Raw genomic sequence first — 16,231 nt, 5'->3', positions numbered from 1 at the left:
ATCATCTTACTCCTTTCTAGATTCGGCAGTAGTAGGTATATCTATCATAATTTTCGTCCCTCTACCGGGATTTGAGTCTATATCCATCCTTCCCTCTATCAGCTCGATACGTTCTCTCATCCCGACCAAACCAAAATGTGCGTTCCGGGTAGATTCCTGCTCGATTAACTCGCTGTGAAATCCAATGCCGTTGTCCTGAATAATAAGTGAAATTTGACTCGGCTGATAGTTAATTTCGAGCAATACATGAGAAGCACTCGCATGCTTTAGGGCATTGGTAAAGGCTTCCTGGACCAAGCGGTAAATCGCCGCTTCCATTGCTGAGGGCATTCGGGCTTCTTTGCCAATCAGCTCGAATACGGTATGTATTTTCGTTTTTTCCTCAAAGTCCTGCGTAAACTTGCGCAGGGTCGGAACAAGACCCAAATCATCCAGCGCCATTGGACGCAAATTGAAAATAATTTTGCGGATTTCCTCTAGTCCGGAGCGAACCTGTCCTTTCAAATCTACTAATTCTTCCTGTACCATCACAAATTCCTGCTTGATAAGCATACGTTCTGCAATTTCTGTGCGAAGAACGATATTCGCAAGGGATTGCGCGGGACCGTCATGTATTTCTCTGGCGATCCGTTTGCGCTCTTCCTCTTGGGCCAAAATAATTTTCAAGCCCAGCAGCTGCCTGGTTTTGGCCGATTCCAATATCCTCGTAACCTGATTCAGGTCACCTGCCAAATACTCGAGCACCACATTAATTTGCGAAGCAATGGTTTCAGCACGCTCAATGGAGTTCTCTACATTCCGAACGCGTTTTTGCAAATCGTCCCTGCGCGCCTTTAAATAGGACTCTTTCTCACGGTAAACCATTAGATCCAGCTGAATTTGCGTTGCCTTCTCATAGGCCGATTTAATGTCATCTTCCTTGTATCGCACAAAATCGCGACTTACCTCCGTCAATCGGATACGCGCACGGCGATAATCCTGCTCAAGCTGATCGACTTTTTCAATCGTCTTGACCGTTTCCTGAAGCACAATCTCAAGCTCCTGCTCAAGCGACTCCAGCTCCGTGCGCGCCGATTCACATATTTCATAAATCTGGTAATTACTGTCTTCCATTACTTCGATTGCATTTTTAATCACTCTATTTATATCTACAGTAAGGTGGTCCACAATAGATCGGCAACCTTTCTTTATTAAAGGTTAATCTACTCTATCATACCACAGATTGGAACGATTTCGTCCATCGTTAATCGATGGTAATCTTTTTGGTCTTGCCGTCATAGGCCACTTTAAGCCCTAGTTTCTCCGAGAATAAACGGACTGGGATTAAAGTACGATTGTTGCGTACAATCGGTACTATGTCTGAAGACTGACGCACGCCATTCAGAATCAGATCCTTTTTACCTATAGTCATCGCGAGCAGCTTGTTGCCGCGCAATACCGTAATTTGACCCGTGTTTCCATCAAACAGCAGCTTGGAGCCCATAGCATCCGAGACGAAACGAACGGGCACATACGTCGTACCTGCCAGTACGAGCGGAGCCGCATCCAGCTTAAGCGCTTTTCCGCTTATCGATGCCGCCGTGCTGCCAACCGTCATTTCAACCTTTGCGTTTGAATCAACCGTAACCGTAGGCGGGTATTGAAGCTTCATATTATCTAGTCCGATTGAACCAGAAGCTGCCCGCTCGTCTTGGCCTTCGGCGATTGTCACGACATAGACGCGTTTCAGCTTAACCGGGAATTTCATGCCTTGGGATGAAAGGTTTAACTTCACGTTTTTCCAGCCGTTCCAATCGAGCTGCTTGGCCAAATCAAGCAAATGGGCTTTGCCATCCGCATCAATAAATTCTGCACGCACCCAATTTAAGCTGTTATCGCTGTAAAGATCAACAGTCATTGAGGTGGGCGAGCCTTCAATTGTTCGGCCAGATGTGTTAAACACGGCGTATGACGCTTTGGTTCCCGTACCGTTTGTAAAATCATACTCTATTTTCAAAGCTTTGGCCGTTGTCTGTCCCGGTAAGTCAGACACCAGCTTTACGCTGCCTGCGGTTTCGGCTGGCGTCACCTGCGAGGTGATCGGATACGTGGATTTCTCAAAATCCTCAAATGTGCTTACTGCTTCGCCCTGTGTAAATGGAATCATCACCGGATAGCCATCGTAGCGAGCGATCGCATAACCCGTCGTCGCGCCAGCCGTCACCGATTGTACGGTTAGCGTGTCGCCGCTCACTGCTGCGTTAAAGCCAACAAATTCCCATTTTACAGAGTCGCCGCTAAGCTTATGGGTACTGCCGTTCTTCAGCTTAAGAGTAAGCGGAACAGAAACCGTGGCTCCCTTAGCCAATACTCCCGCTGCAGTATCGATCGTTAATGAAGCAATTTGGTCTTGTCCGACGACCTCCACCTCTTGCTTCGTCGTAACGGCGCCGGACTTCACCGTTATCGTTGTTTTCCCTGCCTTTGTCGCCGTGAATTCGTTTCCTTTGAACGTTCCTACTGCTTTATCGGCACTCCATGCCGCGCCTGCATTATCCACCTCATAAGGGTTGTAATAGTTGTCGTAGCCTGTTAGGGCATAGGCCGTTTTCTGTCCGATCACAAGCGACTTAGCTCCGCTTACGGAGATGCCTTTAAGCGTTCCTTTCGGAGCAGAAGTGAACACGCCGATTCCATTAGCGACGCTCCGCTGCGTGGTGCCATACTGCGTAGAATGGGAAAGCTGCAGCAAATTACTGCCTAGTGGCCGCTCAACCATTGTAGTCGATCCGCCGCCATCGAGGTTCACTCCTTTATGTATGCTAAGCTGTACCATGATTTGTTGAAGCTCCTTTAAGCTTACACCGGTGTTGCTGCCACTCCGCTCACTTGTAATGAGATACACTTTCGTTCCGTCTTTGGAATAACCGATACCCGAACGGGAGGTGTAGGAGGAGCCGCTGACTCCCGTAACGTCCCGCGAGAAAGCTGTCGCAGCTCCTGCATTTACCAACAGCGTATGGCCGCCTGCCATCATTTCAAAGGAGGTTGGGTCTGCTTTTGCTCCTGTTGTCTGAGAAACAAGCGAATAGTTTGCCGTAATCGCTTGGCCGATTTGCAAATGCTCCTTCACATACGTTGCCGCAAGGCCATGTGTTCTCAGGATATAACCATCCGTTGGTGCCTGACCGGCAATCGCTTTGTCGATCGAAATCTCCTCGATAACGCCATTGCGAACCAGCACCTCAGTCGGAGTCGACCCTGAGTTCTTCGGACGCTCAGCCCCGCCCCAGGCACTTGTATAGATATACATCATATTTACATGGCTGAACGCCGTACCCGTCGTTTCCGGAACGTAAGCCGATTGATTAAGGCCTTCCAGTGGAAAAGTAGAGCCATCCGCTGCGGTAACCTTACCTTCAAAATTATACGCATCGATCATCGGCTTGCGATCCTTCGATACCGAGAATGCGTACATGCCCGTCAGCTTTGATGGGCTTGACATAAACGTTCCAGCAGTCACCTGCGCGCCCATCGGCGCTCCTTCGTTACCCATCACAAAAATGTCTGCATTGATGGCTGCTACTGCTCCATTTTCCTTTGCCATATTGAGTATGGTGTTGACTTGTCCAATGCTATTATTTTTTCCGCTCATCGCATTTAGCGATACGTAGGGATTGGTTAGATCAATTTCGATGACATGCACATCGGTTTGCACCTTTGAGCTGCCTCGTGTGGTATGAAAGACGTAATCCAGCCGTTTAGCTCCTGCGGTTACGAACGATTGCTGGGACAGCTTTAATACAGGATCACTGGCTGCTGCCTCTGTGGATTCAATAACTGACGTCTTCCAATTGCCGGGCAGTACCGAAGCAAGCGGCTGCGCTAGCAAAGCTCCGCCTAATACAACAATGATGACCCGTTTCCCCAAGCTCTCCGTCTGCCTACCGATGATTTTGTGAACCTTACCCATGAGTTTAGCAACTCTCCCATCTCATAATCTAATAGTTATAGACTACAAGAGTGGTAGAAAAGTTCCGTCCGATAAAAGAGTGCTATCGTTTTTTGTAGCCTGATAGATATCCCCTATGTTAATCTCACTTTTTTCCTTCTTGAAATAACAAAGGGCTCAACATGCCTGATCGCATGTTGAGCCCCTTAGTTAGTTAATTATGGTGTTAAGAACTTAACCTTCTGCAGCAATCGCATTAGCATGACGGTTCCTTCTGCGCGAGTCGCATTCGTTTGCGGGCTCAACGTAGTTGCCGTTTTCCCGCTGATCACTCCGATATATACTGATTTCGCCACATCTGTCTGAGCCCAAGAACCCACCTTGCCACGGTCTGTATACTTTTGAAGGTAAGAAGCGGCTGATTGCGGAAGATCAACGGTAAGTCCTGCTACCTTGGCAGCCCGGATCATCATCGCAGCCATCTCTTGCCGTGTGATCGGATTATTCGGCTTAAAAGTGCCATCCGTATTGCCTGCGACGATTCCAGCCGCGGACGCAGCGCCTATATAGGCACCCATCGCTGTATTCGTATTCACATCTTTGAACTTAGCGGCAGAAGCCTTATCCGCGCTTAGACCGAGCCCCTTTGCAATATAGGTGGCAAACTCACCGCGCGTAATCGATTTATTCGGCTCAAATAAAGATGCCGTCCGACCTTCCACGATAAATTTTCTCGACATTATATAAATCGAGCTTGCCGCCCAATGCTTGGAAAGGTCGGTGAAGCTGGAAGAATTGGATACAAGGGCGTATGCGCTGTTGCCTTTGCGCTTGAACGTAACGCTTGTCTTCCCACCGCTAGTCGAGAGTTCTGTTGGCACATAAGAAAGCCCGCCCGTTGCCGGATCAAACCATACGACTGCCGTTTTGCTGCTGTCCACCGTCTGATACGTTTGCAGCGTCCTTGATACGTAGCCGTTAAAGTCCGTTACTTCCTTTTGGACGTTGCCATTTACTGCGGTCACGTCGAAGTGATAAGGTCCTGCTAGCAGACTGGTATTCGAGCTGTTTATTTTCGAGCTGATATTTCCGGTTAATGTAGACAAGCCCTGATCGATTCGAATGAGAAGCTGTCCGGTTGAACTGTTTCCGCCAAGCAGTGAATTAATTTTCGTGAAATCTGCCGAGTTCAGTTGGAGCTCGTAGGTCACGTCGCCATACTGGACAGCGAATACGGAATTGGGACTTAAGCGATAGGCGGTATCCAACGTACTTATAGCAACGGCAACGATCGCTGCGCGTTCCGATTCCGGTACCTGGAATGCCACACGCGGCACGGTGAGACCCGCGGCACGGGCCGTCTGGAACGCTGTCAGCACCTTTTCACCAGATACGGTATATCGGGTTGCTTGATTGCCAGCTGGCGAAATATCCATCATCGTCGTTGCTGCCGATGTTTTCAGTCCGACGCCGCCGCCAGCAGATGATTCATAATCGCCTGACAATCCATCAATTAAGGTGGTTTGATTCGCTGCGCTTATGTTCGTAAAGCTGTTAATCGTCGTACCACTGTTCGTTCTGAGACCAGAAGTGCTGGAATAATAAGTGACGGCCACTGATTCGCCAACAGCGAATGGTGATGCCATCGTCAAAATAACGGACGAACCGCTCATATCCACTCGCGAGATCGTTTTAACGGAGCTGTTCCCCGTAACCGTAAACTGACTCGTAGACGGCACATAGCCGCTGTTCAACGTTTCGGCAAAGGTTAAGGTCAACGTAGAACCTTTAGCAATGACACTATAAATCGTTCCGTTCAGGCCGCCGCTGCCTCCGCCGCCTGTGCTTACGTTATTAAATGACGGGGCTGCGTTTCCTGCAAGATCAGTAATTAACGACATCGAAGCCAAATAGGATACGGAAGCGTTTTGTCCCGTAGTCACGGCTGATGCTAAGGTCAATAAAACCGAATCGCCGGAAATCCTTACCTGAAGAACTGATCGTGCCATATTATCCACTAAAACGCTAAATTGACTAACCGAAGGCACGCTTTGCGAGTTCAGGATTTTATTATATTTCAGCGTAACGATGTTGCTGCTCACACTGACCGACTGAAGCGCTGGCATAGCCGTGTCAGGCACGCTGTATATACTGTAGTTGCTGAACCCTGCCAGATAATTGCCTGCTGTATCCCTTATTGGATATGAGCTAGGCGTATAGGTTACATTAACATTCGAATAATTTTGAATCGAGCCGTTAATCGTAAGCAAAATATTGCCTCCGTTGCTGGAAATCGATGTCGTGCTGTAACTAACACCTCCAACGCTTACGGAGAACTGTAAGTATGCATAACTGTTAACCGTCATTAAATCCTTGTTGAATGACAATGTAATTGCACTGCCTGAAGCACTGCCGCTTACGATGGTTGGTGCTGAAACGTCTTTGGCCCCTGCAACATCCTGATTAGCAATACTTATCGCTTGATTGCCTGAGGTATCCTGTATAAGGCCTATAGCTGCTTTGGAATATGAAAGCTTCACTACTTGGCCTGCTACGATAGGGCTTGCCAATGTCAGAATAACGGCCTCACCTTTAATTTGGACACCTGTCACTGCTCGCGGAGCGCCATTGACCGTCACATAAAAGCTGCCCATAGAAGGAACCGCATAAATGTTCAAATCTTCGTTGTATGTCATCGTAATCGTCGAGCCGCTCCACTCCAGCTTACTGACAACCGGTGCCGTCGTATCGGAGCCGAACGTACGGAAAGTCCATTGATATTCATTCAAAATTCCAGCGAATGTATTGCCGGCGAGATCCGTAACCGCACTCGCATCAATCGTGACATAGTAGCCCGTATTGGCTTCGAATGCCCGTGTAGGCGTGATGACCAACATATTATTATGAGTTCCATCAACATAATAATTAGCCGGGATCGGTTGGAGATTATTGTCCCCATAAGGATGGAAGGTAATGGCCCCCGTATCGCCCTTCTTGATGGTTTCGCTGAACACTGCAGTAAATGACTGGGTAAGGCTGACAGAAACCGCATTATTCAACGGATTTAGTAGCACAAGTGTTGGCCTAACGGTATCCTGAGACACTGTAAAGGACCACGCAGTAGTTGCCGAGATTCCTGCGTAATAGTTTCCTGCCGCATCTCGAATCGCCCTGTTACCTATCGTAATATAATATTTCGTGTTATTGACAAATGCTTTCTCTACTTCTCCATTAATAGCCTTATTCGCGTCTATTGTTAGTTGGTATGTTCCTCCACCTGTTACACGCTCAGAAGTCACCGGGATGGAACGGAACAATGATCCGTTCGCTGCATCTCTAATTTCAATAACTCCGCTACTCGGAAAAACAGGCTCGTTAAAGGTAATTTGCAGCAAAGAATTTAATGTTGTAATCGAACCTCCTGCCACAGGCGATACCACTGTCGCTGCAGGTGGAGTCGTTTCATAACCCGGGTCTGTACTGAAATTCCAGATCGAAGCGCCAGCAATTCCATGATACCATTGACTTCCATTTGGATCAGGTTGCGTAAACGCACCTGCATCAATCAACACGTAATAACCCGTGTTCGCTTCCAAATAAGAGCTTGGAGAGATCTGTACCTGATTCTTATTAACGACGACACGGGAAGACTGAGCGCTAAAACGCTCAAATGTTGTGTTATTGCTAATACGACGTATTTCAATAAATTTATCAGGACGGGCCTGAACGTTTTGATCAAACGTAATTCCGAGAGTCGAGTTGACCGGAACCGAGGTCGCATTATCTGCTGGAGCAAACGGTGCAGCCACATTAACAGGTGCCGCATTGGTTGTAAAGCTCCAAGTTGTGCCTACATAAAGATTACCAGCTGCGTCCTGGAAGGCTGTTCCTGGAATCGTAACGTTATATAAGGTCTTAGGCTGAAGGGCAGCCGGCGGCTGAATGACAATTTGGTTCGTGCCACTCCCTCTTACCGCATTCGAGGTAACGGCAATACTTCTATTATCCTCAGTTGAGCTAAGTTGGATGCTGCCGCTTGCAACATATACCGTTTCGTCAAAGGTGATAACAATGGCGGATGTAACTGGAATGGAACCACTAGTTGGTATTAAACTTGTGTGGGAAGGTCTTGTTACGTCTACTTCAGCAACAGTACGAAAGTTCCAGCTGCTGGCACTCGTAATGCCGCTGTAGCCTGCGCCATTAGATACGTTTAAAAAAGCGCCTGCATCTACCATTACATAATAATTCGTATTTAATGCAAAATTATTAACAGGGTCGATGGTTACGATTCGCTGCGTTGCGTCAATCGAGATTCGGCTCGATGACATAGGAATCGTTTCAACCAGATTACTAGTTCCGTAATCATAAATGGATACCGATGTTGAATTGGACCCTTTCGTGACATTCTCATCAAAAGTCATTTTGAGATCTGCGGTTATCGAAACATTTGTTAAATCATCCGCTGGGCTTAAGCTAAGCACCACTGGACCGGCAGGTGCGGCTGCAACCTGCTGGAGGTCCGAAGACCAGCCTGCCAGGCTTATTTGAAGCAACAGCATGACAGCGATAAGGGTAGATAGCTTGCTGGTTCGATTCATTTCAATTCACTCCTCAAAAAATTACACTCGTACCTTATTTGTCGGTTAGTTGATATGAAAAATTTAGGTTATTCCCCTTTTTTGTGTTGAATGGCAAACAAAAAAGCCGTAAACCAAGAAACACAGCTTCTTGGTTTACGGCTTTTAGATATATTTATTGTTAGAACAGCATGCCAGCTGAAAAATTAAACTCCGCTAATTACGCCAGCGTCTGCTTTAAGTTTGTCAGCTTTGTCAACGCGTTCCCAAGGAAGATCAACATCTGTACGGCCGAAATGACCATATGCAGCTGTTTGTCTGTAAATCGGACGACGAAGATCAAGCATTTTGATAATGCCCGCAGGACGAAGGTCGAAGTTGCTTGTGATCAAATCAACAAGTTTGTCTTCTCCGATTCTTCCTGTACCGTAAGTATCCACATTGATGGAAACCGGTTGAGCAACGCCAATCGCGTAAGCCAATTGGATTTCGCATTTGTCAGCAAGGCCTGCAGCAACGATGTTCTTAGCTACGTAACGAGCCGCGTAAGCCGCTGAACGGTCAACCTTCGTAGGATCCTTGCCTGAGAATGCGCCGCCGCCATGACGAGCATAGCCGCCGTACGTATCAACGATGATTTTACGGCCAGTAAGACCTGCATCGCCTTGTGGTCCGCCAATGACAAAACGGCCAGTTGGGTTAATGAAATATTTTGTTTCTGCATCAAGCCATTCAACCGGAACAACCGGTTTAATAACATGCTCTAGAATATCCTGTTGAATTTGCTCCAACGTAATTTCTTCTGCATGCTGCGTGGATACAACGATCGTATCTACACGTACTGGCTTGCCATCGGCATATTCAATCGTAACTTGCGTTTTACCATCTGGACGAAGGTATGCAAGTGTCTCGTTCTTACGAACTTCAGACAAACGACGAGCGATGCGGTGTGAAAGCGCGATTGGAAGCGGCATAAGCTCAGGAGTTTCGTTCGTTGCAAAACCGAACATAAGGCCTTGGTCACCTGCACCGATATCTTCGTTTTCTTGCTTCATATCTTTGCCATCACGAGTCTCAAGCGCTGCGTTAACGCCTTGGGCGATATCAGCAGACTGCTCATTAAGCGATGTCAATACTGCGCAAGTGCTGGAATCAAAGCCAAATTTAGCGCGCGTATAGCCGATTTCCTTGATTGTGCGGCGCGCGATAGCTGAAATATCAACATAATCTGCGCGGCTGCTAATTTCACCAATAACCAAAACAAGACCTGTTGCGACAGAAACCTCACAAGCGACACGCGCATAAGGGTCTGCTTCTAGGAATGCATCTAAGACAGCATCGGATATTTGATCACAGATCTTATCCGGATGGCCTTCAGTTACTGACTCTGATGTAAACAAGTGGCGTCCTTTAACCGACATCCGTATCAACCTCCTACAACCATAGTATGAAATAAGTGCGGACATTCTACACAAAAAATGAACCTTTTCCCGTAGGAAAAGGTTGTTTGACAACTCTTCTAAAACAGTATGATACCGAAAATGTCGCTTTGTGTCAATGGACGCCGGTATTTCCAGCAATTATTGGTAGCTTCCAAGTACCGATTGGGCTTGGGCAATGAGCCTTCTTGTAATCTCTCCGCCCACAGAGCCTGCTTGCCTTGTGGAGAGAGCAGACCAATGTACGCTTTGTCCGCCACCAGCGCCAGAAGACGCCCCTAATTCACCAGCAAACTCCGTGTCCTCTCCAGTGCCTGCATAGGCTCCTGAAGTCAAACCGAATTCTGCTGCGATTTCATACTTTAATGCATCTAGAGCAGCTTTGCTTGTTGGCACTACTACCTTATTCGAACGACTCATGATATGACACCTCCAAATGAATGTAAAGCACATTTCTATTGTGCATCACGTCATCAATTTTGAAGCGTATAATCTATTGTCATTGCGGGTAAAATGTAGGTTGTCCAACCAAATTATTGCAAGGTATAGCTTCCTTTAACAAGTACAGTGAGGCCATTTTTTTGATTAGGATCCGGCAATATCCCTCGGCCTTCTCTTGGAAACAAGAGCAGGTGATTCGTAGGAATCGCTTTGCCTTTAACCAAATCCGTTCCTCCTGTAAGATCCGCAATTCCGCTTGCATCCGAGCTATAAGCAATGGCCTTGCCCACACGAACGATAACCTCGGTGCCTTGACCAGCCATTAGCGTCTTGCCAACAGGTACATTAACTACTTCCAATGAAGCATCGGCAACAGGCGTAGTAGGCGTTGTACCGCCTCCTGGCGAGCCACCGCCTAATTTCGCAAGCTGCTCGTCCACATAACTTTTCGTTACAACTGGATCTTCTACAGAGCCCGGAGTCAGCGCATTCGATTCCGCCTCAAGCGGCGAAGCAAAGTTTACGCCGACCCAAACGCCGGCTCCAATCAACACAACTGCAGCTATTCCGCGTAAAACCTTTTGTTTCACTACGTAGTCTCCTCTCAATCTAGCATCTCCTATAAAGATACTAGATTTAAGTAGGAGAAACCAGTTTTTCTTCAATTATTAGTGTAAGCCGTCAAGCCAGTTCGTAACAGGTGAGAACGTAATTGGCATTGAAGCTAGCTTTTTGCGATTACCATTAAACTCTTCATAAACATTCAATTGATAATTTTCCCAAAGTAAAGTGTCTCCCATTTCTTTAGATAAATCGCTGTAATTAACTCCAAGCTTCCATTTCAAGCTATTTTCAGCTTTCGCTTCGAGGTCTACAACTTGAGAATATATGACTTGCTTTGTCGCTTCGTACTCGAGCTCATAAATAAATTTAGATTGAGTATAGCCATCATAATTTAAATCCTTTTTAACATCAGCACCAATTTTGATGCCTAGTTTCGATCCATTTAACCAGACATTAAAATAATTCATATCTACAGTATATGGTCCAACCTTAAGGTCCTTGAAGCTCGTACTAGTTGCTCTCTCTTCGGGCAATACAAATTGCGCAGCACGCAAGAATCCTTTGGCTGTTGCAGTACCTTGAAGAAGTCCATTATCGTCAAACGCTTCGCCTATTAAAAGCTGAATATCTGATCGATCAACATTTTGTGGCAGTTCTGTCCAAACGATAAGCTGCTCCTTGCTCTCAGACTTAATCGTATTGGTTGCTCTCGTAAATTTGGCCTCATATAGATTGCCGTCATTTGTCTTAAAATAACCAGCTAATAATGGAAGAGAGGCAATTCTCTTTTGCTTATTAGTCATTTCAACATATACAGCGTACATATCTGTTTTCTCGCCACTATATGTTTTCACGTCAGTTATAAGTGCTTGATAAGGAGCTCCATTATTTTGCTGAACAAATACTGCACCTAGCTCTACTTTCTTAACAGGCACAATCGTTGATCGGGTAAGTTCACCGATCTCCGTCACCGTTTCTCCAGCCTTCTGAGATAAACTAATTTTGAATTTTTTCCAAGTATAATTATATGGGATAGATCCCACATAACTAATCGTTGTTGAGGCGCCTGGCGCTAATCCGATGTCACCAACTTTTTTAATCGCTTTGCCTTCCAGTTTAATATTATCATCTACGATAAGTGTTCCTGTTAAATCAGGCAAAGGTAAATAGACTGAACCATTATTTCTCACAACTAATTCTGCAATAACATTATCACTATTATTCCAGGGTAGTCTTTGTACTGCACCCAACTCTACTTCATAAGTACCATTATCATTCGTAAAAGCTGTTTTAGTTGATGTTGATGTTGTGGTCGTCACTTTAAATGGAATATCAAAGGTTGCAACTGGCAGTTCAACTTTATTCGTTTCTGCACCGACATTATTCGTTACAATTAGCCTCCAACCAGTTGTTGCAACTGATAATGGGATAGATCCTGTAAGTTGTACTGCATTAAGTACAGAGGGCTCTAGCGTTAACGTTTCGTCTGATTTGTTTCTTAAGGATAGCTTATATAATCCTTTAGCTGTTTGTGCATAATAATTGTATTGAGGTAAAGCAACGCCAAACTTCCCAGTATTTCGTGCGACATAAGTTAAGTTGAAATTGTAGTTTTTAGCAGACTTGGTTACATTAATTTGATCAACTCGAATATTAACTAACGAGTTATTTGCCATTACTCCCTTATATCCGCCTGATTTCACGAAATTCGAGTACCCTTTTGGAAAGGTAAACTGTCCTATCGTTCTCTCATAACCAGACACGCTGAAATCAAATTTAATAAAGTTTACTATTAACTGATCCAACGTCACTTTCGATCCTACTTCACTATAATAAGTTAAAGTGGTTGTTGTTTTAGGAAGAACTTTTTTCTTCTTATCTGCGTCGAGTAAAGACAAAGTGTATTTCGTTCCACCTGTCGTTTTCATTCGTGCCCAATAATCAACTAAATTAATAGCACTACTGTCACCGTTATAAATGGAAAAAGTAAAACTAGCAGTGGCACCACTTGCGCTAGGAATTAAATTCGCATCCGTTAATTGTATGTAAGAAGCCTTAGTAATACTAACCTTCTTAAAAACATCGGCTGCAGCTGCGACAGTTTTCGGAACAGGAATAGAGCTTACTAGTAACGCTAATGTAAGGATTAACGATAATAAGATAGGCACTCTTCTAAAACCCATTTGCATTTTCATTTCACTCCGTATCTTTTGGTATACCTATCTAGACGCAAACTGTCAGCAAGAAGTTTCGATTCACACAAAATTTATTTACATATCTCCTTTCAAAGTGAATTGGATATTGCTATTCCTAATACTATAACTTTTGTTTATGAACTATGTATGAACAAAAAAAAGGCTGAGGAACTAGCCCTCAGCCTTTTTCCATCATGCAAGCATGATTACTATTTTCTTTTAACAACGATTACAGCAGCTTCTTTGAAGCCAGCAATGTTGCTGCCAGTTCCAGCTACAGTTACGCTAGAAACTGAAGCGTTAGGTACTGCACCGTTTTGTTCTTTAACATCTGTGTAGTTACCTACATAGATTGTGTTACCATCTGCGGAAATTACATAAACAGCAGTTTTTCCAGAGATGATGTAGTCACCGTTGCTGCTACCAAATGTGTTAGCAGTTTGAGTGTTAGAAATAGATACTGAAGTTAGGCTAGTACCTACTACTGCAGCAACATCATACAATTTGCTGGAGTTAGGAGTATCAGTCAATTCAACGATAGTGTTTTTAGCAGTACCAACAACAGCGTTGTAAGCTGTGTCAGTAACTTCAGTTTTAACTTCTTGACCAGCTACGTTCAATGTAACACTGTAAGTTGAAGTAGTTGTTGTAGCACTTTGTTTGTCAGCAGATACGAACAAGCCGTAGATTGCTGCGCCAGTTTCTGCGTTTGCATCAGTATCAGTTTTCAATACGATGTAATCAGCAGTAGCACCATTAGTGCTTACATATACTAGATCCGCTTTTGTTACTTGAGCAAGTGTACCTACAGACAATTTACGGTCATCAAGGTTAGCCGCACCAAGTTTAGTAGCATCGATTACAACAGTGTTGGAATCAATTAGGTAAGTTGTTGTTGGGTTATCAAGGTCGATTTGAGTAGAAGACACTTTAGCAACATTACGGCCTGCACCTGCTACGTTTACTTTAGCAGTAGCGCCAGTAAGTTTGGAATCAGTGAATACCAACTCAACCAAGCTGTTTTCAGGGAAATTCGCAAGTGCAGCATCAGTGTACTTCACTTCGTTTTTGTTAGCTTTAATATCGAAATAAGTTACTTTTGTTTTTGCAACGATTGCTTCATTTTCAAGAACTTGAGCTGTTTTAGCTTCAAGAATTACAACGTATGGTTTGTTAACAGCCGCTTCTGGAGCAGTTGCTTTAACGATTTTGCCGTCTGCGTTAAGTAGAAGAGTAAACTCTTTACCAATGTTAGCAGCGATCAAAGTGTTAATATCAGCAGCTACAGCATTTGAAGTTGCTTCGTATACTTTACCACCAATTGTGTATTTAGGAGTTCCGTTTGAGCTACCTACAAGCTCAAGTTTACCCGTAGCAGTGTTACGAACTACAGCAACTTTAACCGCTACGCTACCGGATTTTGAAACAGCGCTGATTACATCGTCTTTTTTCAGGTCAGCAACTTTAGCCGCTTTACCATCGATAGTTACGGATGTAGCATCGTTAATGAATGCGCTGATTTGGTTCGTGTTAACACGAGCATCACGGTAAGCATTTTTCTCTTCAACCGAAGTTACAAGAGCGTCCTTGATGGACCATTTTTCAGCAGTTGCAACACGAACTTGATCATTAACCAAGTACAATGTTACGCTGTCGCCTGTGCTTGCATTGGAGATTGCAACTTCTTCACCGTTTACGAAGTAAACTGCGTTAGTTGCAGTAGTTTTAGTTTTAACTTCTGTTCCAACTTTGATTTTAACGGAACCAGCAACTTGGCCAGCTTCCAAAGTACCTGTCAAAGTAGCAGCAGAATCTTGAGAATCAGTAATTGCAAGAACTTGACCAGCTTTGTTCTTAACAACTGTTACGTTGTGACCAAGCAAATCAACTAGTGTTTTGCCGCCAGTAACGATGAAATTAGTAGCAGTAGCAATGGATTGAGTTTTCACTTCATCAACGCCTGCAGTGTTTTTCTCAGTCCAACGAAGTTTAACTTTACCGTCGGAAAGTGAAGCTGCAAGAAGTTCAGCTGAAGATGTGTTACCCAATTTCGAAATCAATGTGCTGCTGGAAAGTACTTCGTTGCCATCAACATTGTACGAAGCCAGTTTAGCGTTAAGTGTGTTAGAAGTTAGTTGTGCTACAACACCGCGAAGTGCTTGGCCGCCAACATTCAGATCAACACCGTCGAACAAATTGATATCTTGTGCTTTCAATAGAACGTTATAAGGCCATACGCCTGACAATTTCTTCTCTTGGTAACCAAGGGAACGAACCAATACCGCTACAACTTCTTCAAATTTAACAGGGTCGCTTGGGCGGAAGTTGCCGTTGTAACCTTGGATGAAGCCTTTAGTAGCAGCTGCATTGATGTAACCAGTGTACCAAACATTTGCTTTAACATCTTTAAATGTTGGTTTAACTGTTTGCATCAAGTTAGCAGCGCCTTCGTTACCGGAACCGATAACGATGATTTTTGCTAGCTCAGCGCGAGTAATTGTGTTTTCAGGTTTGAATGTACCATCTTCATATCCTGCAATAACGCCAAGAGCTGTAAGCTCTTCTACAGCGGATTGAATTGGTTTGCCAACTACATCCGATGGTGTTGCTGCGAAAGCTGTTAGAGATGTTGGAAGTACTAGCGCTGCGGCTAATACGAATGCTGCTATTTTTTTCTTCATAACCTTTATTTCTCCTCCTCTAAATACGTGCGGTTGTTGAGAGTTTTGTTTAAATAGTGAATTGCTCTTTTCCCTCATAGCCGATTCACCCCCTTTCCAGAGTTGAGCATAGATTTGATATAAATGATGTCTACAATCATGATAAACCCATTTGTAAGATCATGTCGTAGAAACTTGTAAAAATGAGTAGAAAAATGCTAGAGTCGCTGCACCACTATAACATTATACAATGGGCAGGTCGTACCGTAAAGAGGAAGTTGAGAATTCATTCCAATTTCTTTCCAGCAAGTGTAGGTCCTGCGTATCAATCCAGGGCGTATGTAACCACGCTATGTATTTAAACGCACGTTACAATGAAAAGTTGCGATGTTTCGAAAAAAACTTTTAAAGTTTTTTTCGT

At 44.7% G+C, this 16,231-nt stretch carries 8 protein-coding genes; all 8 read right to left on the bottom strand.

Annotated features, from left to right (window positions below; genetic code table 11):
* Positions 1-6: 6 nt before the first annotated feature.
* The 8 genes from FJQ58_RS22005 to FJQ58_RS21970 all read right to left on the bottom strand — a co-directional run bounded on the left by FJQ58_RS22005 (position 7) and on the right by FJQ58_RS21970 (position 15,909).
* Positions 7-1,167: a sensor histidine kinase gene (locus tag FJQ58_RS22005; RefSeq protein ID WP_139996951.1), complete on the bottom strand. Its 1,161-nt coding sequence runs from the start codon at positions 1,165-1,167 to the stop codon at positions 7-9.
* A 76-nt stretch (positions 1,168-1,243) separates the two neighbouring features.
* Complete coding sequence (locus FJQ58_RS22000) at positions 1,244-3,952, bottom strand: stalk domain-containing protein (RefSeq protein WP_139996950.1); 2,709 nt, start codon at positions 3,950-3,952, stop codon at positions 1,244-1,246.
* Between the two features lie 197 nt (positions 3,953-4,149).
* Positions 4,150-8,532 carry an Ig-like domain-containing protein gene (locus FJQ58_RS21995; RefSeq protein ID WP_139996949.1) on the bottom strand — a complete coding sequence of 1,461 codons (4,383 nt, stop codon included), beginning with the start codon at positions 8,530-8,532 and terminating at the stop codon, positions 4,150-4,152.
* 185 nt (positions 8,533-8,717) lie between these two features.
* The gene (gene metK, locus FJQ58_RS21990; protein ID WP_139996948.1) at positions 8,718-9,932 is read right to left on the bottom strand and encodes a methionine adenosyltransferase; all 1,215 of its coding nucleotides are present in this window, start codon (positions 9,930-9,932) and stop codon (positions 8,718-8,720) included.
* Positions 9,933-10,091: 159 nt separating this feature from the next.
* Positions 10,092-10,370 carry an alpha/beta-type small acid-soluble spore protein gene (locus FJQ58_RS21985; protein WP_139996947.1) on the bottom strand — a complete coding sequence of 93 codons (279 nt, stop codon included), beginning with the start codon at positions 10,368-10,370 and terminating at the stop codon, positions 10,092-10,094.
* Positions 10,371-10,483: 113 nt separating this feature from the next.
* Complete coding sequence (locus FJQ58_RS21980) at positions 10,484-10,981, bottom strand: hypothetical protein (RefSeq protein ID WP_139996946.1); 498 nt, start codon at positions 10,979-10,981, stop codon at positions 10,484-10,486.
* A gap of 78 nt (positions 10,982-11,059) precedes the next feature.
* A complete protein-coding gene (locus FJQ58_RS21975) occupies positions 11,060-13,150 on the bottom strand; it encodes a hypothetical protein (RefSeq protein WP_139996945.1) in 2,091 nt (696 codons plus the stop codon).
* A gap of 209 nt (positions 13,151-13,359) precedes the next feature.
* Positions 13,360-15,909 carry an S-layer homology domain-containing protein gene (locus FJQ58_RS21970; protein WP_139996944.1) on the bottom strand — a complete coding sequence of 850 codons (2,550 nt, stop codon included), beginning with the start codon at positions 15,907-15,909 and terminating at the stop codon, positions 13,360-13,362.
* Positions 15,910-16,231 lie beyond the last annotated feature (322 nt).

The sequence above is a fragment of the Paenibacillus paridis genome (assembly GCF_006345825.1).
Taxonomy (GTDB): domain Bacteria; phylum Bacillota; class Bacilli; order Paenibacillales; family Paenibacillaceae; genus Pristimantibacillus; species Pristimantibacillus paridis.
The sequence above is the reverse complement of the archived record's forward strand: the minus strand, read 5'-3'. Positions and strand labels throughout refer to the sequence as shown.

What these genes read in the sequence shown, in the direction of transcription:
- FJQ58_RS22000 (WP_139996950.1), bottom strand. Translation starts at nt 3,952, where the DNA reads ATGGGTAAGGTTCACAAAATCATCGGTAGGCAGACGGAGAGCTTGGGG.
- FJQ58_RS21995 (WP_139996949.1), bottom strand. Translation starts at nt 8,532, where the DNA reads ATGAATCGAACCAGCAAGCTATCTACCCTTATCGCTGTCATGCTGTTG.
- metK (WP_139996948.1), bottom strand. Translation starts at nt 9,932, where the DNA reads ATGTCGGTTAAAGGACGCCACTTGTTTACATCAGAGTCAGTAACTGAA.
- FJQ58_RS21985 (WP_139996947.1), bottom strand. Translation starts at nt 10,370, where the DNA reads ATGAGTCGTTCGAATAAGGTAGTAGTGCCAACAAGCAAAGCTGCTCTA.
- FJQ58_RS21975 (WP_139996945.1), bottom strand. Translation starts at nt 13,150, where the DNA reads ATGAAAATGCAAATGGGTTTTAGAAGAGTGCCTATCTTATTATCGTTA.
- FJQ58_RS21970 (WP_139996944.1), bottom strand. Translation starts at nt 15,909, where the DNA reads ATGAGGGAAAAGAGCAATTCACTATTTAAACAAAACTCTCAACAACCG.